The sequence below is a fragment of the Verrucomicrobiota bacterium genome (genome assembly GCA_037139415.1).
Classification (GTDB): Bacteria; Verrucomicrobiota; Verrucomicrobiia; order Limisphaerales; family Fontisphaeraceae; genus JBAXGN01.
This window is the reverse complement of record JBAXGN010000048.1, coordinates 21,654-43,544: the sequence shown is the minus strand read 5'-3', so window position 1 is coordinate 43,544 and position 21,891 is coordinate 21,654. Positions and strand designations below refer to the sequence as shown.

General features: G+C 57.2%; 19 protein-coding genes. 18 read left to right on the top strand and 1 reads right to left on the bottom strand.

All coding sequences use genetic code 11. The annotated features are described in order from the left end of the window. A partial coding sequence (locus WCO56_10600) for a hypothetical protein (protein MEI7730012.1) occupies positions 1-306 on the top strand: 306 nt, incomplete at its 5' end. A gap of 14 nt (positions 307-320) precedes the next feature. Here the strand turns inward: WCO56_10600 and WCO56_10595 are convergent. Further along, complete coding sequence (locus WCO56_10595) at positions 321-761, bottom strand: hypothetical protein (GenBank protein MEI7730011.1); 441 nt, start codon at positions 759-761, stop codon at positions 321-323. Positions 762-1,423: 662 nt separating this feature from the next. Between WCO56_10595 and WCO56_10590 the strand changes: the two genes are divergently transcribed. The 17 genes from WCO56_10590 to WCO56_10510 all read left to right on the top strand — a co-directional run bounded on the left by WCO56_10590 (position 1,424) and on the right by WCO56_10510 (position 21,886). Further along, positions 1,424-1,789: a metalloregulator ArsR/SmtB family transcription factor gene (locus WCO56_10590; protein ID MEI7730010.1), complete on the top strand. Its 366-nt coding sequence runs from the start codon at positions 1,424-1,426 to the stop codon at positions 1,787-1,789. Next, on the top strand, positions 1,765-2,217 hold the full coding sequence (locus WCO56_10585) for an arsenate reductase ArsC (protein MEI7730009.1): 453 nt from the start codon (positions 1,765-1,767) through the stop codon (positions 2,215-2,217). The genes WCO56_10590 and WCO56_10585 overlap by 25 nt, the downstream gene beginning before the upstream one ends. An 11-nt stretch (positions 2,218-2,228) precedes the next feature. Then, positions 2,229-3,101, top strand: coding sequence for an arsenite methyltransferase (gene arsM / locus WCO56_10580; protein ID MEI7730008.1), 873 nt, complete (start codon positions 2,229-2,231; stop codon positions 3,099-3,101). Positions 3,102-3,164: 63 nt separating this feature from the next. Further along, complete coding sequence (arsB, locus tag WCO56_10575) at positions 3,165-4,247, top strand: ACR3 family arsenite efflux transporter (protein MEI7730007.1); 1,083 nt, start codon at positions 3,165-3,167, stop codon at positions 4,245-4,247. A gap of 228 nt (positions 4,248-4,475) precedes the next feature. Beyond that, the gene (locus WCO56_10570) at positions 4,476-5,177 is read left to right on the top strand and encodes a protein-tyrosine-phosphatase (GenBank protein MEI7730006.1); all 702 of its coding nucleotides are present in this window, start codon (positions 4,476-4,478) and stop codon (positions 5,175-5,177) included. 12 nt (positions 5,178-5,189) lie between these two features. Further along, on the top strand, positions 5,190-6,530 hold the full coding sequence (locus tag WCO56_10565) for a cytochrome c biogenesis protein CcdA (GenBank protein MEI7730005.1): 1,341 nt from the start codon (positions 5,190-5,192) through the stop codon (positions 6,528-6,530). Between the two features lie 709 nt (positions 6,531-7,239). Further along, complete coding sequence (locus WCO56_10560) at positions 7,240-7,959, top strand: PEP-CTERM sorting domain-containing protein (GenBank protein MEI7730004.1); 720 nt, start codon at positions 7,240-7,242, stop codon at positions 7,957-7,959. 60 nt (positions 7,960-8,019) lie between these two features. Then, positions 8,020-9,090 (top strand): hypothetical protein, encoded by a 1,071-nt coding sequence (locus tag WCO56_10555; GenBank protein ID MEI7730003.1) that lies wholly within the window; start codon positions 8,020-8,022, stop codon positions 9,088-9,090. A 583-nt stretch (positions 9,091-9,673) separates the two neighbouring features. After that, positions 9,674-10,465 (top strand): GNAT family N-acyltransferase, encoded by a 792-nt coding sequence (locus WCO56_10550; protein ID MEI7730002.1) that lies wholly within the window; start codon positions 9,674-9,676, stop codon positions 10,463-10,465. Beyond that, positions 10,462-11,232 carry a lysophospholipid acyltransferase family protein gene (locus WCO56_10545; GenBank protein ID MEI7730001.1) on the top strand — a complete coding sequence of 257 codons (771 nt, stop codon included), beginning with the start codon at positions 10,462-10,464 and terminating at the stop codon, positions 11,230-11,232. Before WCO56_10550 ends, WCO56_10545 begins: the two co-directional genes overlap by 4 nt. Before the next feature lie 338 nt (positions 11,233-11,570). Continuing rightward, positions 11,571-14,318, top strand: coding sequence for a helix-turn-helix domain-containing protein (locus tag WCO56_10540; protein MEI7730000.1), 2,748 nt, complete (start codon positions 11,571-11,573; stop codon positions 14,316-14,318). 8 nt (positions 14,319-14,326) lie between these two features. After that, complete coding sequence (locus tag WCO56_10535; protein MEI7729999.1) at positions 14,327-18,430, top strand: filamentous hemagglutinin N-terminal domain-containing protein; 4,104 nt, start codon at positions 14,327-14,329, stop codon at positions 18,428-18,430. A gap of 22 nt (positions 18,431-18,452) precedes the next feature. Further along, complete coding sequence (locus tag WCO56_10530) at positions 18,453-19,271, top strand: MotA/TolQ/ExbB proton channel family protein (protein MEI7729998.1); 819 nt, start codon at positions 18,453-18,455, stop codon at positions 19,269-19,271. Between the two features lie 22 nt (positions 19,272-19,293). After that, entirely contained in the window at positions 19,294-19,701 is a 408-nt protein-coding gene (locus WCO56_10525) for a biopolymer transporter ExbD (protein ID MEI7729997.1), read from the top strand. Positions 19,702-19,715: 14 nt separating this feature from the next. Continuing rightward, positions 19,716-20,165: a biopolymer transporter ExbD gene (locus WCO56_10520; GenBank protein MEI7729996.1), complete on the top strand. Its 450-nt coding sequence runs from the start codon at positions 19,716-19,718 to the stop codon at positions 20,163-20,165. A gap of 2 nt (positions 20,166-20,167) precedes the next feature. Continuing rightward, positions 20,168-20,863 carry a TonB C-terminal domain-containing protein gene (locus tag WCO56_10515; GenBank protein ID MEI7729995.1) on the top strand — a complete coding sequence of 232 codons (696 nt, stop codon included), beginning with the start codon at positions 20,168-20,170 and terminating at the stop codon, positions 20,861-20,863. Positions 20,864-20,941: 78 nt separating this feature from the next. Beyond that, positions 20,942-21,886, top strand: a complete 945-nt coding sequence (locus WCO56_10510; protein ID MEI7729994.1) for an ROK family protein — start codon at positions 20,942-20,944, stop codon at positions 21,884-21,886. Positions 21,887-21,891 lie beyond the last annotated feature (5 nt).

Below are 21,891 nucleotides of genomic sequence, written 5' to 3'. Positions count from 1 at the left end.
GCCATGGCGTGGTATGGGCATCGGCCCAGTCTGTGGATCCCCATGCGCACGGAAACGGATTTGGCCGTGCTGCAAAAAAACCGATGGGCGTGTGGCATGCTGCTAACCGGGCGGTCGTTGGATAATCGGTTTGTCAGCCAGTGGATGCATGGCGAAAACCTGGGTTGGGGGGGCTTTCTGGCCAACTTCATGACCCGCCGCGAAGTGCCGTCCGCCTTTCCTTATCCCAAGAAGTTTATCGGGTTGTGGCCCGAGTATGTGTGGTTTTCAGAAACCGAGCGCTGGCGCGCCCCGGAGTATCGCTAAGGCCAAGGTGGTTGTTACGCCATGGCGCGTTCCGGTTGCGAGACGGCGGGCGCTAAATTGTTCCATGCGGGTGCGAATGTGGTCGCCGGCAGGGGAACGGAAAACACGTCGTGGGCCAGTTGCAATAGTAAACGATTGGAAACCCGCACATTCATGCGTTTTCGCCAGAACCCGCGAATGGGATATTGCTGCCGAAAACCGTCGAGTTCCTGCTGAAACTCCATCAGGTCCGTAGTCTGCCCCAGCGCACGGATTAAATGCACATCCTCTTGAAAGAGCAGGGGATTGGCCATCACCATGAACAGGTGCGGTACCCAGGCGGAACGGTGTCGGCAATCCATCAGCACCCGGGCCTCAAAATGGTTTGGCTTGCAACCTGTATGCGCACAAAAGCGCGCTTTAAAAGTGCGGTCATTCGGCTCAGTCTGCGTTGTTTGCGTTGTTGGCATCTTCATGCCAATCATGTTCGCATCAGGGGTGGCAGAATGCAAAATGGCATCTGTTAATTTTAGATGGCGGAACGATGGCGTGTGTGTGCGGATTTTCCATCCTTGGTCCTTTTGGAGTGCGGCGGCAAATTCTGATTTCGGAATGCGGAATTCGGATTGCGGAATGCCGGACCGGTGATGGGGTCAACAGTTATCAGGCGGAAAAGCTGAAAGCAGAGAGCTGAAATGGTGGGGGGCAGAAGAAATGCGGATTGCGGAACCCTCGAATTCGGAATGCGGAATTCGGAATGCGGAATGCCGGACCGGTGTAGGGTATTCTCTGTGTCCATCAGTGTTTATCGGTGGTTTATTCTCCGTTATTTTACCACGGATAAATCGGATGGCACGGATGAAAACCAGCCCATTTTGAATTCGGAATTCGGAATTCGGATTGCGGAATGGCGTTGAAATCCAAAGCGGTGTCGCCCGACGCCCCTTTTTCCCCCGTCGATTGCCACCGAACTCTCCAAAATTTCCCGCGCCGTCGTGTTTGAGTGGGTACGGAACCACTACCCTGCCCACCTCGTATTATTTGTAACGCACCAACGTGCTTGATGCAGCCATGGCCCCCGCAGATTTCATTCAGCCGGGACTTGACATTATTCGTTATATGGCGAACTATTACACAGATGCGCGAGTTCATGAATCTCAGCAAGGCGCTGGCGGATGCCAACCGGGTCCGTCTGGTGCTGGTTTTGCGGGGCGGCGAGTTGTGCGCCTGCCAGCTCACGGAGTTGTTCGGCCTGGCCGCCTCAACCATGTCGAAACACCTTTCCATCCTTTACCAGGCGCGCCTGGTCAACGTGCGCAAGGAGGGCCGTTGGGTGTATTACTCCCGGCCGGGCAAGGAAGCATCCCCTTCGGTTCGTGCGGCACTGAAGTGGGTGGATTTATCCCTGGCGGAAAGTGAGCAAACCGCCGCGGATGCCAAACAACTAAAAAAAGTGCTCAAAATTGACCCCACCGAATTATGCCGAAAACAATGCCGTTGTTGAAAGTCCTGTTCCTGTGTACCGGAAACTCCTGCCGCAGCCAGATGGCTGAAGGGTGGGCCCGCCATCTGAAAGGCAACGTGCTCGAAGCCTACTCCGCGGGTATCGAGAAGCACGGGATGAATCCCCACGCCGTCAAGGTCATGGCGGAAGCGGGGGTGGACATTTCAAAGCACTACTCGAAGACGCCCGCCGAAATCGGGCCGGTGCATTATGATTACGTGGTGACCGTCTGCGGGCACGCCAATGAGAACTGCCCGGTTTTTCTAGGCAAGGCCAAGGTGGTGCATGTCGGCTTTGAAGACCCGCCGAAGCTGACGAAGCATCTGCCGGATGGCGAGGAGAAGCTGGCGGTGTACCGCCGGGTGCGGGATGAAATCCGGCGGTTTGTTGAGACCCTGCCGGAGGCGCTCACTGCGCCAAAACCATAGACTCTATCTATATGAAAAATTCAATTGATGCTGAAAAAGTACGACAGACCGTCCGCGACGGTTACGCTGAGATCGCCCTGAAGGGCAGCGAGCGGCGTCAGCCGAGTTGCTGCGCCGGCATGTGCGACGTGGACGCGGAGAAACTGGCCCAGCAGATCGGCTATTCCCCCGAGGAACTGGCCGCGCTGCCGGAGGGGGCAAACATTGGGTTATCCTGCGGAAATCCGAATGCCTTGGCCGCGCTACGTCCGGGCGAGGTGTTGCTGGATTTGGGCAGCGGCGGCGGCTTTGACGCCTTTATCGCGGGTCCCAAGGTCGGCGCGGCAGGACGGGTGATCGGGGTGGACATGACTGCGGAAATGCTTGCCAAGGCGCGCAAGAACCTGGGACTTTACCGCGAACGCACGGGTCTGGATAACGTCGAGTTTCGGCTGGGTGAAATCGAGCATTTGCCCGTGGCCGACGCGAGCGTGGACGTGGTGATTTCCAACTGCGTCATCAACCTCTCGCCGGACAAGGCGCAGGTGTGGCGGGAAATTGCACGGGTGCTCAAGCCGGGCGGGCGCGTCGCGGTCTCGGACTTGGCTTTGCTCAAACCGCTGCCGCCGGATGTTGGCGAGATGGTTGAGGCACTGGTGGGGTGTGTGGCGGGCGCGGTGCTGGTGAGCGAAAGCGAGCGCATGGTGCGGGAAGCTGGCTTGGTGAATCTCCAACTCAAGCCAAAGGCCGGTTACGTGGATAACCTGGTGGATTGGCAGGACCCGCTATATCAAAAGATCGCGGCCAAGCTGCCGCCCGGAACCAAAGCCAGCGATTACATCACCAGCTTGGAAATCACCGCCCGCAAACCCGCGCCGGTTTGCTGCTGCGGTGGGCAGTCCTGATCAAACACTTATGCTTTCGCGCGCTCAAACTCCATGAATAATCAACCTGCCACCCCCGCCGCAATGCCAACCGTTGAGCCCAAGCGTCTGGCCTTCTTTGAACGCTACCTCACCGTCTGGGTGCTGCTGTGCATGGTCGTAGGCGTGGCCTTCGGCAAACTCCTGCCCGAGTTGACGGCGCGGCTGAGCAAACTGGAGTTCGGGCAAGGCTCGCAAGTCAACGTGCCTATCGGCGTGCTGTTGTGGCTGATGATTTACCCGATGATGCTGAAGGTGGATTTCAGCGCCATCGGCGGCATCGCCAAGCGCCCCAAGGGGTTGATGGTGACGCTCTTTGTCAATTGGCTGGTGAAGCCGTTCAGCATGGCGCTGCTGGCGTGGGTGTTTATGCAACATGTCTTTGCGGCGTGGATCAGCCCAGACGTGGCCAAGGAATACACGGCGGGGCTGATCATCCTGGCGGCGGCCCCCTGCACGGCGATGGTGTTTGTGTGGTCCTACCTGACGGACGGGGACCCGGCCTATACGCTGGTGCAAGTGGCGGTGAATGACCTGATCATGCTCGTGGCGTTCGCGCCCATCGTCATGTTCCTCTGTGGCGTGGCCAATGTGATCGTGCCGGCCAAGGTGCTGATTACGTCAGTAGTGGTGTTCATCGTGATCCCGCTCACAGCGGGCTGGGCGACGCGCACGGTATTGCTGAAATCGCACGGCAAAGATTGGTTCGAGGAAAAGTTTCTGGCGAAGTTCCATCCCGTGATGATTGGGGCGCTGTTGCTGACGCTGGTGCTGATTTTCGCCTTCCAAGCGGAGAACCTCACGAAACGCTGGTTCGCCGTGGTCCTGATTGCGGTGCCCATCCTCATCCAGGTCTATTTCAATTCCGGTCTGGCTTACTTCCTGATGAAGACCATGAAGGTGGAGCACAACGTGGCCGCGCCAGGCGCGTTGATCGGGGCGAGCAACTTCTTTGAATTGGCCGTGGCGGTGGCCATCACCCTGTTCGGCGCGAACTCCGGCGCAGCCCTGGCGACGGTGGTGGGCGTACTGGTGGAAGTCCCGGTAATGCTCTCCGTGTGCCGCATCTGCAACCAGTCGCGTCCCTGGTATCAGCGCGGATTGGCGGGAAAGGGAGTCCAGTCATGATGTAATTCCTGAACTGGAATGAGCAATCCAAAGGCGTGGCCATCGTGAAAGCGGTTTGCGGCGTGCTGGTCATCATGGGTGGCCTGTGGCTGGTTTACAGTGCGCCATGAACGTCCAATCCAAAACCAAAATGGCGATGAGCGGTGAGCCACCCAATTGTCACAGTCGGCGGCTTGACGGGAGTTTCGCCACACCTATAAACCTTTACAAAAATTAATTATGAGAATAATGAAAAATAATAAACTAACATTTTCAACGACGGTCCTTGCTGTGTTGCTGGCTGGTCCGGCGGCGCGCGCCGCCGAAACCAACGTCTTGCAGACCGTGCGCCCTTTGGTTGCCCAGGTCACCAGTGAGTTCGGGCAGATTCCGGTCGAGCGCCAACGCGAACTCAAAAAGATTGCCCTGTTTGTAAAATCCAAAATTGCCGCCAATGAGCCAGCCCAACTGACGTTCATCTGCACGCACAACTCGCGCCGGAGCCATCTGGCACAGGTTTGGGCACAGACCGCCGCTGCCTATTATGACGTGGTGGGGGTGAGGACCTTCTCCGGCGGCACCGAGGCGACCGCCTGCAACATCCGCACCGTGCGCGCCATGCGCCGGGCCGGTTTTTCCGTGGCACTCGGCAAGGCTGGCGCCAATCCGGAGTACCTGATTCAGTATTCTGAAACCGCCGAACCCCTGCATGCCTTCTCGAAGGTTTACAGCCAGGGCGGCAATCCCACGGACAACTATATCGCCGTCATGACCTGCTCCCAAGCCGACAAGAATTGTCCGGTGGTGGAAGGCAGCTCCATGCGCGTGGCCATCCCGTATGCCGATCCCAAGGAAGCCGATGGCAAGCCCGAGGAGGAAGCGACGTATGACGAGCGCTGTAAGCAGATCGCACGCGACATGTTCTACCTCATGTCCCAGGCGAAACCCTAATCATACGGCATCATGAAAAAAACCGGGGCCAGTCTGTTTTGTTGGGTTCTGCTCGCCCAGTCGGCTCGGGCGGGGGATTTCGTGTCCGGGGCCAACGCGTGGATTGAAGGTCGGCTGGCGGCCAGTTCCATGACCGTAACGGCGTTGTTATTCCTGTTCTTGGGCGGACTCTTCGCCAGTCTGCTGCCCTGTGTCTATCCCCTCTATCCAGTGACGGCGACCGTCCTCCGCAACCGTGCTGGTGCAAACAGTCGGAAATGGGTGCATCCGCTGGCCTACTACTTCGGGTTGGCTGCGATCTACTTCCTGTTCGGCATCATTGCGGCGGTATCGGGTGGCGCTTTCAACCACGTGCTTCGCCTGCCGGAAACGAACCTTGCCTTGTCGTTTCTGTTTCTGCTTCTGGCTATGACCACGGCTGGTTTCCTGCACTTGGAATTTCTCCAATCGAACGGCGCCGGAGGCGGTCAAGCCGGGGTGCTCGGTACCTTTCTTATGGGTATGGGGGCTGGCCTGCTTTCCTCCTCCTGCGTGGGGCCGTTCGTGGTGAGCATTCTCGTCAAGCTCGCCGGCACCAGTGAGGCCGTGTCCGCTGTGAGGGTGTTTGCCGCCGCCGGGAAGATGTTGGCGTTCGGCCTTGGACTGGGCCTGCCCTTTCTGTTCATCGCCCTGTTCGGCGTCCGGCTGCCCAAGGCCGGTCGGTGGATGCGATGGGTGCAGTATGCCCTGGGCCTGCTGATCCTCTGGTTTTCCTTCGTTTATCTCGAAAAGGGCTTTTCCAGTCTCGAATTTTCACCGGAAAAAATCCGCCTGATCTTCCTTGGCTCACTGCTCTTGCTGGGTGCCATGTACCGTCTGCAAAACGCCGAGACCGACCCGTTCACCCGCACGGCACGCGCCCTTGCCGGCTTGGTCCTGGTGGTTGGCTTCTGCTGCGTGGAACGCGGCCTTGCGCCTGCGGCCGTGGCACCCTTCGTGGCGCAAGCCACCGAAACGAACATCGAGAAAAAGGGTAATCTCTCATGGTACCGGGACATCGGTGATGCCCTGAAGGCGGCAGCGAAACAGGGCCGCCCGGTGTTTGTTGATTTCTCCGCCCATTGGTGCGCCAACTGCAAAGAATTCGATAAACTCACCCAATCCAACGCATCCTTAAACGGCGCGTTAAGTCGCGCGGTTCTCTGTAAAATTCAGGATACCGATCCTGACTTCAAGAAGTTCCAAGCGGATCCCCGATTTCCAGAACTCAAGGTCGGCCTGCCGTTTCTCGTTGTCATGGATACCAAAGGAAATTTGTTGTATAAAACCTCCGACTTTACCCGGGTCGAAGACATGGTGATGTTTCTCGAATGAAGCACGTCAGGGAACTGCTGGCGGAAGTGCCGGTGATGCTTTCGGTGAGCGAAAGCGAGCGCATGGTGCGGGAGCTGGCTTGGTGAATCTCCAACTCACGCCAAAGGCCGGTCACGTGGATACCGCCTGACGTCATTGGGACGCCGCCGTGGTCTCCCGCGCGTACGCAACTGGACCGAGCAAATCCAAAGCGGTGTCGCCCGCCGCCCCTTTTTCCCCCGGCAGTTGCCACCGCACTCCAAAATTTTCCGCGCCGTCCTGTTTGAGACTCGTTACCTTTCTTTCGGGTAATTCCGCGGCCATGGGAACCCCCGAACCGCCGCTTTCGGCTTGAACCAAACCGAGCTTGATGCAGCCCTGCGGCCTGTGGCTGTTCTACATCGCGCCGTGAGTTCCATCTGCCGCATACAGGACGCTTGTTCGCTTGGTTTTCGCCAAGCGGACCTGCTTTTGCTCATTCTGTTCTGTTACCTCTGGGTAACGACAGTAGAGTTCTGGTGACACCGGATTTATTATGATTCACAACATGCTCACCATAAACAAACTACAAACTATAAACTCGGCGTCCCAAAGACACCAGCGAATGGCCGAATCATGGAAGTAGTTTTGGGGGGCACCCGCTAAAGTTTTGGTGGTTACAGGACATGGCAGGTAACCCGAAGAGTGATAAAAAAGTAAAATACAACCAAGTAGAAAGCAGAAAAACAGTATGACACAGAAAATGAAAAACAGTCTGCGCATGGCGGCACTCACACTGGCGGCAGTGGGAATGCAGCAGAGTGCGCAGGCCTTCACGTATAACGCAACCGACGTGTTCCTGGTGTTTCACAATGAAACCGCCAAGAAAGACATGCTCGTGGATATTGGCGATATCGGTCATTACAACAAGAAGGATGGCAGTCAGATCAATATCAGTTCGTACTACAACGCCACTGATTTCGCTTCCATCGGCCCGGTGGCCCAGGTGACTTGGGGCGCTTACAGTTTTGACGGCACCTCGACCCTCTTCAGCACGGCGGCTCCGGGGGCAGCCACGGCGCGGGCGTCGGCCCAAGGCGCTGCGGGCGCCGTGGTGGGTGGCATTGCCGATGGTTCGGTTTACCCGGTGGGTGGTGGCGCGACGTACACCGGCACCGCCGTGGTGACCCAATACAGCACCAATGATTCGTCATTTACCGGTGCGTTGGCGGTGAACGGGATGTCGAGTTCCTTCGGGTTGGCAGCCAACCGCGACGTCGTGGTGGGTGCCGGCAGCTCCGCCGCGAACTTCTACCAATTCGACCCCCAAACGGCGGGCAACAAACTGGGCACCTTCCAACTGGATGGCGCGGGCGCGATGACCTTCCAAGCTGTTCCGGAACCGGGCACATACGCTCTGCTCGGCTTGGGCGCGCTGGGGATGTATTTTTTCCGTCGGATTCGCAAGTAAACACCAACCAAATAAAAAATAAATTAATCCAATAACAAATAACCTTAATAAAATAAAAATATGAAAATCCAAAATGTATTAATGACAGTGGCGGCGGGGATCGTCCTCGCCCCGGCGGCGTTCGGGCAAGTGGAACTGCGCATCACCGGCGCAACGGCGTTTCGTTCGGCCGTCTATGACCGATTGACCAACTACGTGTTGAATTCGGGTAGCACTATTAAAGCGAGCGGCAACTATCAGACCATCTCGGGCACCTTCTCCGCCAATATGGGGACTCTCTCGGGCCAGGCGGCCCTCATCCGTTGCTCCTTCTCCGGTTCGGCTGAAGGGATGCGGGATGTCGGGTCACAGCTTGCCATTCCGTTTTTGAACACCGATGGCACGACCAACTACACCCTTACTCCTGATATTGGTTTCTCGGATGTCCAGCCCTCTTCGGCGCTGGCTTATGTGCAACCCATGAGCGCGTTTGAATCGGTTGTCCGCGTGGGCGTCGTTCCGTTCGCGTGGATTCGCAACGTTCCAGCCAGCGGCGCGCTGAATGCGGTGACCAATATCAGCCGTGAGCAGGCGTATTTGCTTCAGACCGGCACCGGATTGATGCCCACACGCTTCTTGGGTGGTGCCGATGACGGCAGCGTGGTGCGTTTCATTGGGCGCGACAACATGTCTGGCACACGCATCACCATGCAACGCTGCATCGGTTTTGCCGGTACTCCTAAAATGCAAGACAAGCTGAGCGGTACTTGGAAAGCCACCAACGGGTATTCTTCCGGCGGCTCGATTGGGACGGCCCTGACTAATGGCACGGATTGTATCCTCAGCTACGTCACGCTTGCTGACGGTGCCGCTCGGATCGCCGACGGGAAGGCCGTTTACTTGAGCTATAACGGCGTACCTTATAGCCGCGCGGCAGTTACCAATGGCTATTATAGCTTTTGGACGTTTGAAAGCGCCTATTCCCGCCAGAGCTTGTCTGCGGAAGTGGATAAACAGGCGGTTTATACCGGGCTGCTCGGAGCTATCACCAATGCGGATTACCAACTCACCAATAGCATCTTCAACAACTATGTGCCCATGGGCCAAATGAACGTTGACCGTTACCAAGACGGTGGTTTGATCTATTATTAATTGTTCGTGTCCCTAGTGTTGTTTCGTTCCCAAACCAGCGCGGCGCAAGTCGCGCTGGTTTTTTGTGTCTGCCAAAGGGCGCGTTTTTTTGGTTTCCCGCTGTTTTCGGTGGAATACGCAGTGGAATCCCGAAGTCCGAAATCCGAGATCCGAAACATGAGGGGAGCCACCGATGCCTGTGGCCTTCGCCGGGCTGGAAAAACGCCGCGTTTCAACGTGAAAAGCGAACCGGCCACCAACCGCGTGCCAGCCATCGGATTCCGGCCTCGGAATTCGGTATTCTTTCGGTTTTCGGCCCTCGGTTTTCGGATTTACTTGGCATGAAGCGGGTAGCGGACGTTGAACCAGCCAATGAAACGCAAACTCCAGAATCCACCAGTAGCGTTACTCGATTGTAACTTGGTGCTTATAGTTGCCATCGCAAATTAACAATTGTAACGTAGCCGGCGCGTGAGTAAGGTTCTATATATGCGCATGCAACGGCGGAGTGGTTCCGCCGCCAAAAACTAATGACCGCGACAACCATAATTCCGGTTTTCGCCACAGGGCACGCCGCTCTGCGGTTGAACTACCGCCATGCATTATGAATGCCACCTTATCCAATAACCGAATCGGCCGCCGCATCCTTGGCTGCGGATCGCTCCGCACTGCATACCGCTGTCGGATGGCCGAATCCGCTGAGGATGTCAAAGCCGCTCAAACCCTGCGTTTCCTGGTGTTCAACGTGGAGATGAATGAGGGCTTGGAACAATCGTATGTCAATTGCCGCGATGAAGATCCGTTCGACGCTGTTTGCGATCATTTGCTGGTGGAGGAAATTGCCAGCGGTGACGTGATCGGCACCTATCGTTTGCAGAGCGGCATGCAAGCCGCCGCGCATCGGGGCTATTACAGCGCGCAGGAATTCGATCTGAGCCCCTTTGAACGGGTACGCGGTGAGTTGGTCGAGTTGGGGCGCGCCTGCGTGCATATCCAGCATCGCAATCTGATCGTGCTCGGCTTGTTGTGGCAGGGCATCGCCGCCTATGCCAAGGCGCGGGGTGCGCGTTATTTGGTGGGCTGCAGTTCGCTATCCAGCGTGGACCCCTTGGTGGGTGCCACCGCCTACCAGCAACTGCAGAAGCAGCATTTGGTCCAACTGGACTTGCAGACCACGCCTTGGCCGTCGCTGGCCTGCTCTTTGGGCCAATGGCTGGATACCCCGATTAAAATCCCCAAGCTCTTGAACGCCTATCTCTCGTTGGGGGCGAAAATTTGCGGCCCGCCCGCCGTGGATCTGGAATTCAAGACCATTGATTTTCTAACCTTGTTGGATTTGCAGGCGATGCCGGAAGCGGTGGCTGGACGCATTCTGGGCACTACCCCGTCCGCATGAGTTCTTTGCGAGCGGTGCTCAAGTTATGCTGGCTGGGGGCCACGTTTGCGCTGATTGCGGTGGAATTTGCCTGGCTCGCCCGGCGTGGTTTGCCCGCCCCCGCAGTGCGTGCGCGCTGGTGCTGTAGCAGTGCCCGCCGGTTGCTGCGCTGTTTCGGTGTGGCAGTGCGGCTCGAAGGGGTGCCGCCGGGCGAAGGCATGGTGGTGAGCAACCATTTAAGTTACCTTGACATTGTGCTGCTGGCCGCCATCCGCCCGGCGGTCTTCGTTTCCAAGGCCGAGGTGCGTTCCTGGCCGGTCCTGGGCCGGCTTACCCGTTATGCGGGCACGCTCTACATTCGCCGCGACGCCCGGCATGATGTCCACCGCATGGCGGGCGACATGAAGGCGCTCTTGGCCGAGGGCATGGTCGTGGTGTTGTTTCCGGAAGGAACCAGCTCGGATGGCGCAAGCGTTCTGCCGTTTCATTCCTCCCTGCTTGCGCCGGCGGCGGAGATGGGGTGCCCGGTCACTCCGGCCTTCATTCGTTATGAATTACCGGCGGGCGCGGGGGTGGTAGGGCGTGACGTTTGCTACTGGGGCGAGATGACCTTGCTGCCACATCTGTTCAAATTATTGTCCAAGCGCGGTCTGACTGCCACGGTGCGCTTTGGCGCCTGTCTTACCGGCAGCCACGATCGCAAACGGCTGGCCGCTGAACTGCATCAGCAAGTGCGCCAGTTGGGCGGTTTTGAGGCGCCCGCCAAGGCGAGCGGCAAGGTTCATTGACGATTTGGACCGGCTTCGGCTCGTTCACGTCAACCAGAGCGGCGTTCAAAGAGGTTCTTCGCTGTTTTCAGTGGAATAGGGGCACAGCTAAAACCGAAATCCGAGGGCCGAAAACCGAAAGAATCCCGAATCCCGAAACCGAAATCCGAAGTCCCAAAACACGCGAAATGAAAAACACCGGTAGCACCTGCTGCTGCCTCGATAAGTGACAAATGGGTTACATTTAAAGCAGGATTTGGCGATTTATTGCGACAATTAGGACAATTACTTCAAATTGTTTCTCAATCTTCGCTTTTCCTCCACCAGACCGTCACACAGGCCTGCGACCTTGCACCCGCATGATTTTTCAAAGGCATCTGGCGTTGCAAGAAAGCGTCTGTGAAGCGGCCGGTGAATGGCACGGCATTCCAGACGTGTGGGTCTTTGCGCGCTTGACGGACGGGAAGGCCTATTGGCTCTCCCGCAGCCAGACCTTTGAACCGCTGGCTGGTGATTTGTTGGTGCTGCCGCCCGGCTGTCAGGGGGTGCTTCGCGCCAGCCAGGTGGGGCCGATCAAAGTGCAATTTTTCACGATGAACATTGAAGCGATGAGCAGCTTGTTGACCCTGGCGGAGCGACAGCATCTGGAATCTACTGTGGCCCGAGCCTGGCAAACGGGGCATCATCTGCCTGCCCATCATCCCAGCGCCATGCAGTTTGCCGGGCTGGTGGAAAAAGGGAATGTTTCCGGTTCACTGCCGGATCGTTGCCACGCGCTTGATTTGGCGGCGAACGTATTCAATAGCCAACTTTCTGGTCTGGGTGCCGTCACTGGTGCTGATGCCACCGCGCGCTTTGCAGACATAATCCGCCAATTGACGCCGGACGAACTGGTCCAGCGCTCGGTGGACGACTTGGCGCGGCTGTGCCACTGCAGTCTGCGGCACTTCAGCCGTTTGTTTCATAAACATTTTGGCATTTCGGTGCGCGCCCGGCAAACCGAGTTGCGCCTGCAAAAGGCCCGGCAACTGTTGAGTGAAACCGATGCCAAGATTATTCATGTCGCCTTGGATAGCGGCTATCGGCATCTGGGTTTGTTTAATTCCACCTTCAAGAAACACTTGGGCGTGACCCCTTCGCAATGGCGGCTGCAACAGCAACGCCGTCGGCGTCCGGCCCGCCGCAGTTCCGCCGCCATGGCGTGCGCCGCCGTGCTGGTCGGCTTCCTGATGCTGTGGTTCGGCAACCCGGCTTGCGGCGCGGACACCAACACTCCAGCAGGCAGACTTCCGTTAAGCGCCACCAATCAGCCAACGCTTGAACTGCGCGGTTTCAGAATTGAAGGCAATACGTTGCTGCCGCAGGACGAAATTGACGCCATCCTGAATCCCCATCTCGGCCCGGTCAAAACGTTGGCGGACATTCAAGCGGCCTTGGGCGAGTTGAACATTGCGTATCGCGCGCGCGGTTTCGTCACCGTGGCGGTGGCCTTGCCCAAACAAGAGTTGCCCAAGACCAATGCCATCGTGCGGGTCTTGATCACCGAGGGGCGGCTGTCCAGCATTACGGTGGTCAGCAACCAGCATTATTCAGCCGCGAATATCTTTCGCGCGCTGCCCAGTCTCAAGACCAACGTGGTGCTCAATAATCTGCTGCTGCAACAGGAGTTGGAACGGGCCAACGCCAACCGCGACCGGCAAATTTACCCGCGCATTGTGCCGGGAACGGAGCCCGGTACCTCCGACTTGAAGCTGGTGGTCAAGGATCGGTGGCCGCTGCATGCCCGTTATGATTTCAATAATGCCAGCACGCCGGAAACGCCGGCGTTTCGCACGGGTCTCTCGGTGATGTACAATAACTTATGGCAATACGATCACCAATTTGGCGTCCAGTACTCGATGACGCCGACCCATTTCAAGCACGATGACGTGTTCCCGGCGGTTTACGACAAACCGTTGATCGCCTCGTATAGCGCCTTTTATCGAATGCCGCTGAACCTGAGCGGGGCGGATCGCGCCCAGCATAATTACGGCGTTTCCGACTTCGGTTATGATGAAGTGAGCAAACGCTTTCGTCCGCCGCCGTATTCGGAAAACCCTGAATTGATGTTTTTTGCCTCGCGCTCCTATTCGGACACCCAGGAGAAGCTGGTTTCCAACCATCTCACCCCGACCGTCATTCCGGCCGCCGGGGCGCTGCAAATCAGCGATGCGCTCTACAGCCAGACGCTGACTGGGAATGAGGGCTTGGGGGCGCGCTTGCAACGACCGATTGACTTGGACCAGATTTTTGGCAATGGCACCACGTTGTTCGCCGCTTTGGGGGTGGATTTCAAGCGCTACCGCTCGGATACCCTCCAGCGGCGCATGTTTCAAGCCACGATTTACGTCCCGCCCAATCCGCCTGGTTATGGACCGCCATTCTCGGTGTTCCCCTCGCCGCCGGTGGTGACGACCCGCAGCCTGGAGTCCCATGTGGATTATTTGCCGTTCTCACTCAATTTTGAAGCGAGCCGTCCCGATAAATACGGCAGTACCACTGTGAGCTGGAACAACAGCTTCAATGTCGCCAGTCTGATCGGCAGCCGCGAGGATTTTCGCTCTGCCACCGGCTCGCGCGACACCACGGGTGATTATTACGTCGCCAATTTTGCCATCACCCGGGAGCAGCGCATTTACGGGGATTTGGCGGTGCGGGTGCGCGCGGAAACCCAGTACGCCAGCGAGCCGCTGCTGAGCAATGAGCAATTCGGCATGGGCGGGCAGGCCGGCCCGCGCGGTTATCGGGACGGCCAATTGTACGCCGACCAAGGCTGGCGGGTAATGGTGGAACCCCACACGCGGCTGTTGGATGTCGGCATGGTGGATGGCACGATGCCCATGCTGGTCCGCGCCTCGCTGTTTATGGATTACGGCAGCGGCTCATTTCGCGATCCCCCCAAAGGTGCGTCGCGCTCCGTGGATATGTGGAGTTCCGGCTTCGGTTTCAATGCCACGATTGGTGAACGCTGGGACTTCCGGCTGACCACTGGTTGGACCTTGCTGTCGTTCCAGGAAAAATCCGCCGGGTCCGCGCGCACCGCGTTTTCCGTCTCAGTTATATTCTGAACCATCCTATGCAAACTAAATCACTGAATTCGTGCCTTGGCGTCAGGCTGGCGTCTGACGGGTTCGCGATCCGCGTTCCTGTGTGCGGTGCCGTGGTTCGCAGGTTCAGCCGGCTTGGCGTCGCGCTGGTTTTGGCACTGGCGGATTTCACGCTGCGGGCCAATCCGGAGGGACTCACGGTTAAAAGCGGAACTGCCGCGACCACCCGGAATGGCTCGGCCTTGCAGGTCACGGTCTCCCGCAATGCCGTGCTGGATTGGCGCAGTTTTAACGTTAAGGCGGGTGAATCCACCACCTTTGTCCAACCCTCGGCGCAAGCGGTGGTGTGGAACCGGATTTTTGACCAGAATCCCTCCAAAATTTGGGGGACGCTGAATGCCAATGGCTATGTGGTGCTGATGAACCAAAGTGGCTTTTATTTTGGCCCGAATTCGGTCATTAATGTGGGTGGTTTTTTGGCGACCACGACCCCCGTTACACCGCCGGGTATGGCGGTGGGGCCGTGGGATTTTACGGGTGCTCCACCGACGGCCAGCATCATCAACTACGGTCAAATCAAGACCACCCGTGGCGGTTCCATCTTTTTGTTGGCGGAAAAAATCGAGAATCATGGTGTGCTCACCGCGCCCGACGGCACCTTGGGATTGTATGCCGGCAAGGAAGTACAGATTTCCGATAGCCCCGATGGCCGCGGCCTTTCGGTTACCGTAAAATTGCCGGAGGGTTCCATTGACAATACAGGGAAGCTGATTGCGGATGCCGGGCGCATCGCCCTGCACGCCCAGGTCGTTAATCAGAACGGCCTTATTCAGGCGAACAGCGCGCGCGAGCGGAACGGGATGATTGAGCTGTTTGCCACGGAGTCCATTCAACTTGGCCAGCAATCCGTGATTCAGGCCAAGGGGGGCGGGGAGGGGATCAGTCCTGGCGGAACCGTCATGATTAAATCACAAGGAAGCTTTACAGATGGATCAGACTCCAGGATTGAGGTGGGGGGGGGGACGTTGGGCGGTCAGGGCGGCGTGGTGGAACTCTCCGCGCCGCACATGAATGCTATCCGTTCGCGGCTGGATGCCACGGCAACGGCGGGTTGGACCAGTGGGCGGTTGACGATTGACCCGACGGATATTGTGATTGATGCCAGCGGCAAATATGTCGGCGGACCGGATGCCTTGGTGATCAATCCCAATACTTCGTTTTTGGGTTTTAGCGATATCACGCTCCTGGCGGATCGCAATATTATCATGACTGCGGAGACTCACTGGAACTTGAATGTGAGCACCGGCATCTCTTTGCCGGGCAGCGTTTTGCGGATGGAGGCCGGCCAGGACATTTTTTTTAATGATAACTCCGGGATTACTGCTGGGGCTGGCTGGTCCATCAAAATGGCGGCGGGAGCGGATATTACGCACGGTCCCATGAACGTGCCGGTAGGCGCCACCGTGGGCAGCATTTACTTGAACGGTGGGTCGGTGGATGCCTATGGCAACCTGCCAAATCTGGGCGGTGCGTTGGAGGCGACGGACGGTGCCATCACCTTGCTGGCCGCCAAAGACATTTTGGTAGGCAGTGGTTATATCCGCACGGTTGGGGGCGGCAACATTTCTTTGACCACGCGTGCCGGTGATGTGCATGCCGGGTCCCGTACCGCTTGGTACGCGTTCGCTGCTGCGCCATCCGCCCCCGGGTATCAGGTGGAAGTGGATTCGATGGGGGCGCCGGTGGTGGGTGGCATCGCCACCACGGCGGGCGGCAATATCACCATTCATGCCGGGAATAACATTTCCAGTATTGATCCCACCACCGGTGCTTTGGGCGGGGGCGATGTCTCCTTGACGGCGGGCGGCACGATTTTGGGACGGTTCCTGGTGAGCGATGGCAAAGGCACACTCGACGCCAGGGGTGACATTGGAAGCGCCGGTACGCCCGTCAGCTTGGGCTTGATCAAGGGGACATGGTCCGCCTCCGCCGACAATGACCTTTATCTAAACGAAGTGTTTAATCCCAACGGCTCCCTCAACTTTGAAAAAGTGGGCGGTGTCCGGTTCAAGTTTGACTATGCGGATGACGCCTCGGTTTCACTCAAGGCCGGCCACTCGGTGCAACTGTTGGGTACCCATCCGTCGCGGAATGTCAACAACAAGACGATGTCTTCCATATATGCGCCCCGGCTGGAGATTCAGGCGGGCTCGGGCGGCGTGGTGCTCGGCAATGATGTGACCCTGTATCCCTCAGCGCAAGGTGGGCTTTCGATCAAGACCACTGGTGGTGGCAGCCTCTATGCTGCCAACGGAAAATCCTATCAAATCGTCATGTCTGACAGCGATAGCTCAGACTACAAAACGTTTGTTAATACTCATACCGCCTCGCCGTTAAACTGGGTTAGCGATGATCCGGCACGCCAGGTGCGCTTGGATATCAGCGGGAATCTGATGGATGTACGCCTGCAAGTTCCCAAAAAGTCGGATATTCATGTCGCTGGCGACACTCGGAATTTCTTTTTCATCGGCCAGAACCTGCTGGGTACCGATGTGACGCGCTTCCGAGTGGACGGGGATGTCCGTATTCGCAGTGATTATACCAGTATCCCGATTGCCAGCGTACCGAATTTTAACATTTTTGACTCGACGTCCAGCACGCATCCGGAATTGCGTTTGGATACCCGCCTCTCCTATAACTCGGTTACCAAGCAACTGATCTTCCAAGGGCGGATGTCCATCGAACAACTGACGTTTTTGCTTAGTCCCAGCAAGTTCATGTTGGACCGTTATGGCAACCGGGTGCTGGACAGTAATGGTAATCCCATCGCCGAGCCCGCCACGTTCGCCGATCCTTCAATCCTCCAAGCCCTGTTCACTGCGAGCCAGGATGTGCCGTCGTTTCCCACCACCGGCGGTGGCCTGATCTTTGGTGGACCTGGGCGGGTGGATTTTTCCGCCCGTAATTTGGATTTGGGTGTCACGCTGGGGTTGCGTTCCGTGCTGACCGGGTTGAATCCCGCCCTGGCGTTGCCGCCGGCGTTCAACAGCAAAGCCGATGTGGCCAGCGTTGCGGCTGCCAAAGGGGCGGATTTGGTCATCACCTTGGGTTATCAAAACGGGGATCGTGGCGCCGCCGCCGTGTCTGGCGCCGGCAACCTTGAAATCTCTTCCTCGCAGATTGCCTCGTTTAACGGCGGAGCCATTGACCTTATGGCGGCTGGAAATCTGAACGTCGGTTCCAGTTCGTCGTTGAGCGGTGATTCGGTTCCCAAAGGCATTTACACCGGCCATGGCGGGAGTGTCACCGTGCTTGCCGAGGGGGACATCAATATTAACGGGTCGCGCATTGCCACCTATGATGGCGGTGACGTGAGCATTATTTCACGCCAAGGTAAAGTGGATGCCGGCAATGGTGGCAAAGGGTTCTTCTCCATTAACACGCTGCAATATAACCCGGTAACCCGGTTGGTTGAACCGGTTACGGATCGGTTTTTCGGCAGCGGCGTGGTGACGCTAACCACCAAGAATTCTGATGCCCTGGTTGGTAATATTTACGTGAAGGCGGCTAAAGATATCATCGCCAACGCGGGCGGTATGATCCAACTCGCCTTTAATAAGGTGGATTCTTCCAGTAGCACGTTGGAACTGGATGCCGGCGGCAGCATTTATGCCAATCAATCCGGCATTCTGGGCGCGAATGTCAAACTCAAGGCTGGCGGCAGCATTCAGGGGCTTGTGGTGGCAAATCAAAATGTCGCCATCGAGGCTAGCCAGAATGTCAGCGTCACCGCCCTGGGTGGTGGCAAAGTCAGCGTCTCCGCCGGGGAGGCCGTCAGCGGTACCATTGTCTCGGGCAAGGGCAGCGATGTTTCCGGCGTGTCCGTCAGCGCAACGGTGGTGGCTGCCACGGGTGGCGCGACGACTTCGGGCGACTCGAGTGGGGCCTCGGTGGGTGGCGGTTTTACTGGGGTGGCCTCCGCCGCTCCCGCCCACCAGACGACCACCGAAGCCGACAAGCCGGCGATGGTGGTCAAACGGGACGTAGAGGAAGATCCTGAGAAAAAGAAAAAGAAAACCATTCAGCTCACGCGCACCGTCGGTCGCGTCACCGTAATTTTACCAAACAAATAAAGCATACAATACCTACATTATTATGATCCTGGCACAAATCATCCCTGTTCTGGCTCAGGCTGCGCCTGAAGCTGTCAAGTACCAATCGGCGCTGGAAACCGCGTTCAAAAACCTGACGCCGGAAGGCAAAATCACCATGTCACTGCTGGTGATCTTGTCGCTCATCAGTTGGACGGTGATGATCACCAAGTTCCGGCAGTTGCTGAAGGCCAAGCGCATGAGCCGCCAGTTTTTTACCGCCTTCCGCGCCTCGCGCAATCCGCTGGATATTCTTCAGCAAAAACAAACGTTTGACGGCGCGCCAGCGTATGAGGTGTATATAACGGCCACGGAGGAGTTGGAGTACCATCTGAAGCGCCATCCGGTTGAATCCGGCGGCCGGACCAAAGTCGGCCCGGCGTCGTTTGATTTCATCCGCGCATCCATGGAACGCACCGTCAGCTTCGAGGGCATGAACCTGGAGCGCAGCATGATCATTTTGTCCACGGCGGTGGCGGGCGGTCCGTTCTTGGGCTTGCTGGGCACGGTCTATGGCATTATGGAAACGTTTGCCGGCATCGCGCGCGCCAACGCGGCCACGCTAACCGCCATGGCGCCAGGCGTGTCCGGGGCGCTGATCAACACAGTGGCCGGTTTGTTGGTGGCCATCCCCGCCATGTTTGCTTATAACTTCATGGTTACCCAAATCCGCAACATCACCCAGGAACTGGATGATTTTGCCTCGGAATACTCGACCCAGATCGAAAATATTTACGTGGATGCCTCGGCAACCCATGTCACCATTGAAACCACCAGCGGTCCGGCCCCCGACGCGGCCAAGACCGCTACGGTGAAAGCTTGAACGCCCGCTTCAACCAACGCGCATGAAACGGTTCTCCAAGTCCAATCATCACGCGATGAGCGAACTCAACATCACGCCGTTGTTGGACCTCGCTTTCGTGTTGCTGGTGATTTTTGTCATTACCACCACGCCGCTGATTGAAGATGTGAATTTGGCCCTGCCCAAGGCCGCATCGCATCCCAAAGACCCACCCAAGAAGCCCAACTTTATCAGCGTGGACAGAGCAGGACAGCTCTTCTTGAACATGAAACCGATGGATTTGCCCGGGTTGTACAATGAAATTGTCGCCATGCGCACCAAAGACCGGGATTTGAGCGTGATCATCCGCGGTGACAGTGCCATCCCCTACCAGCATGTGGTCAATGTTCTGGAGGTGTTGCAAACGGCCAATGTCATCAAGGTCAGCCTGGCCACGATACCCGCAAAGTAACTTGTATTTGTGTTATGGCGCTGAAAAAATATTCCAAATCGCATCACAGCACGATGAACGAGCTGAACATCACGCCGCTCTTGGACTTGGCGTTTGTGCTGCTGGTGATCTTCATCATTGCGACGGCTCCGATGGTGAACGACATTGACTTGAATCTGCCTTCAAAACAGACTCCCCCTCAACAGAAGGCGGCCGCCAAACGCCCCAATTTCATCATCGTGGAATCGGATGGCCGGATTTTTCTGAACGGCAAGGAGCTTCAGCCTGACGCGTTGACGGCTGAGTTGAAACTGCAGCGCCGCCGCGATAAAGATACCAGCGTTGTGGTGCATGGCGATAGCGCCGTGATGTACCAGGTGATGGTGAGTGTGTTTGACATTTTACAGCGTGCCGACATTCAAAAAGTGGGGTTGGCCACGGATCGTCCTTCTGCCGCCATGATGTCTAAACCTTTGAGCAACTGATTATGGAAACCATTTCGCATCGTTCCACCCGCCGCAAGTCCAGTGCCACCAAGACGAATATCATCATCTCCGTCGTCGTCCACGTCATCCTGTTTCTCGGCGTGGGTTTCTGGGCGGCCAGCCAAGGGTATTTCGGTGAGAAAGCCAAGGATTTGAGTGTCTCGCTGGTGCGTGGCGAGAAAGAAAAAGTAAAAGCCGCCAAGAAGGACGAACCCAAGGAGGTAGTCAAAAAGGTGGATGTGGCCAAAGTCATTGAGCAGGCCAAAGCTGCTGCTCCGACGACGGCCCGTTTTGTGCCGCCGCCGCCGCCGGTGGATTTGGGCAACGCCGCGCCACCGCCGCCAGTGATTGACTCGGGTGCCTTTGTGTTTGGTGATGAAATATTGGGCAGTGCTGATCCGGTGGCCAATTACAAAACCCAGATTGAAAATGTGCTGCGCGCCAAGTGGCAACGGCCGGCGGATGTCGCCGACAACGGCTTTGTCGCCGAGGTCGAAACCCGCTTGGACACGGCGGGCAAAATCGTGAGTTACGAATGGAAAAAAGGCTCGGGCAACGATCGTTGGGATACCTCAGTGAAACAAGTGATGGCTGGCGCCACCACCGTCGGTAAAGCACCGCCCAAAGGGTTTCCAGACAAAGTGGTGATTCGTTTTGATGTGGTTGAAGAAAAAGAAATTCCCGTCGGCATGCAGTAGCCATGCCCGGCGGGAAGGAAAGGCCGCCCGGTGTCTTTTGTGAAAACATCCTCAAAAAACGCAATTCATTGGGTGGGAATGGAACTGGATGCATGGCAGATCCAGTCGGCTGTGTATGATGCCAATCTCGGCCAACGAGCCACCGTGCGCCTTAGCACGAAGGCGGATCGTGGCGTGGACGCCGTATTAGGCCGGATTGAGCGCAGTGTGCGCGAGGCGGTGGACGAAGCGGACTTGCGGCTGGAGAGTATCGCCGGGGTGACGGTAGGCGTCCCTGGCGTGGTGACAACGACTGCGGGTCCAGTTACCCAATGGCGCTTGTTTGGATGGCCAACCTTGGAATTAGTTCAAGCATTGTCCTTGCGGCTGGGGTTACCGGTCCGGATGGAAAATACGGGCAATCTGGCGGCGCTGGGAGCGAGTGTGGCGGATGTCAAACCCTCAAGCGGGCGGTTGTTGGCCATTTTCATTGGGCATGGAGTTCATGGCGGCATAATCGAAGCAGGCCGGATCGCCTATGACTCGGCGGTGACCTTTCCATTGATCAGCCATGGTGTTGTATCCGCGCAAGGGCCGGGTTGTCCTTGCGGGCAAAGCGGCTGTGTGGATTCCCTAGCCAGCGGACGCGCCATTCTCCAACAAGTGAAAGCCGGTTTGAAAAACGGTGCTGATTCAATGCTGGCGGGACAAGAAACGGTGGGATTGGACGATTGGCGCAAGGCGATAAAGCAGGATGATCCGCTGGCGGTATTGGCGGCTCGTGAGGCGGCGCGGCACTTGGGCACGCTGCTTGTCTTGCTCATCCAGCGTTGGCAACCGCAGCAAGTGGTGTTAGGCGGACCAGTGGTGGATGCCGCCGAAAAACTCATCCAGGCCGAAATTCAAGACATTTTGGCCAAGCACCTCAATTCCTTGGATCAAGGGGTTCCGCCCTTGGTGTATTCGCAACTGGGCAAAGCCGCCTGCACGTTTGGCGCAGCCGTTATTATGCGACAGGAACTGCAAGCAGACGTGGAGCGATAGTTGAC

What these genes read in the sequence shown, in the direction of transcription:
- arsB (MEI7730007.1), top strand. Translation starts at nt 3,165, where the DNA reads ATGCCAACCGTTGAGCCCAAGCGTCTGGCCTTCTTTGAACGCTACCTC.
- WCO56_10590 (MEI7730010.1), top strand. Translation starts at nt 1,424, where the DNA reads ATGCGCGAGTTCATGAATCTCAGCAAGGCGCTGGCGGATGCCAACCGG.
- WCO56_10525 (MEI7729997.1), top strand. Translation starts at nt 19,294, where the DNA reads ATGAAACGGTTCTCCAAGTCCAATCATCACGCGATGAGCGAACTCAAC.
- WCO56_10550 (MEI7730002.1), top strand. Translation starts at nt 9,674, where the DNA reads ATGAATGCCACCTTATCCAATAACCGAATCGGCCGCCGCATCCTTGGC.
- WCO56_10595 (MEI7730011.1), bottom strand. Translation starts at nt 761, where the DNA reads ATGAAGATGCCAACAACGCAAACAACGCAGACTGAGCCGAATGACCGC.
- WCO56_10540 (MEI7730000.1), top strand. Translation starts at nt 11,571, where the DNA reads ATGATTTTTCAAAGGCATCTGGCGTTGCAAGAAAGCGTCTGTGAAGCG.
- WCO56_10585 (MEI7730009.1), top strand. Translation starts at nt 1,765, where the DNA reads ATGCCGAAAACAATGCCGTTGTTGAAAGTCCTGTTCCTGTGTACCGGA.
- WCO56_10510 (MEI7729994.1), top strand. Translation starts at nt 20,942, where the DNA reads ATGGAACTGGATGCATGGCAGATCCAGTCGGCTGTGTATGATGCCAAT.
- WCO56_10565 (MEI7730005.1), top strand. Translation starts at nt 5,190, where the DNA reads ATGAAAAAAACCGGGGCCAGTCTGTTTTGTTGGGTTCTGCTCGCCCAG.
- WCO56_10535 (MEI7729999.1), top strand. Translation starts at nt 14,327, where the DNA reads ATGCAAACTAAATCACTGAATTCGTGCCTTGGCGTCAGGCTGGCGTCT.
- WCO56_10530 (MEI7729998.1), top strand. Translation starts at nt 18,453, where the DNA reads ATGATCCTGGCACAAATCATCCCTGTTCTGGCTCAGGCTGCGCCTGAA.
- WCO56_10555 (MEI7730003.1), top strand. Translation starts at nt 8,020, where the DNA reads ATGAAAATCCAAAATGTATTAATGACAGTGGCGGCGGGGATCGTCCTC.
- WCO56_10570 (MEI7730006.1), top strand. Translation starts at nt 4,476, where the DNA reads ATGAAAAATAATAAACTAACATTTTCAACGACGGTCCTTGCTGTGTTG.
- WCO56_10560 (MEI7730004.1), top strand. Translation starts at nt 7,240, where the DNA reads ATGACACAGAAAATGAAAAACAGTCTGCGCATGGCGGCACTCACACTG.
- WCO56_10515 (MEI7729995.1), top strand. Translation starts at nt 20,168, where the DNA reads ATGGAAACCATTTCGCATCGTTCCACCCGCCGCAAGTCCAGTGCCACC.
- WCO56_10545 (MEI7730001.1), top strand. Translation starts at nt 10,462, where the DNA reads ATGAGTTCTTTGCGAGCGGTGCTCAAGTTATGCTGGCTGGGGGCCACG.
- arsM (MEI7730008.1), top strand. Translation starts at nt 2,229, where the DNA reads ATGAAAAATTCAATTGATGCTGAAAAAGTACGACAGACCGTCCGCGAC.
- WCO56_10520 (MEI7729996.1), top strand. Translation starts at nt 19,716, where the DNA reads ATGGCGCTGAAAAAATATTCCAAATCGCATCACAGCACGATGAACGAG.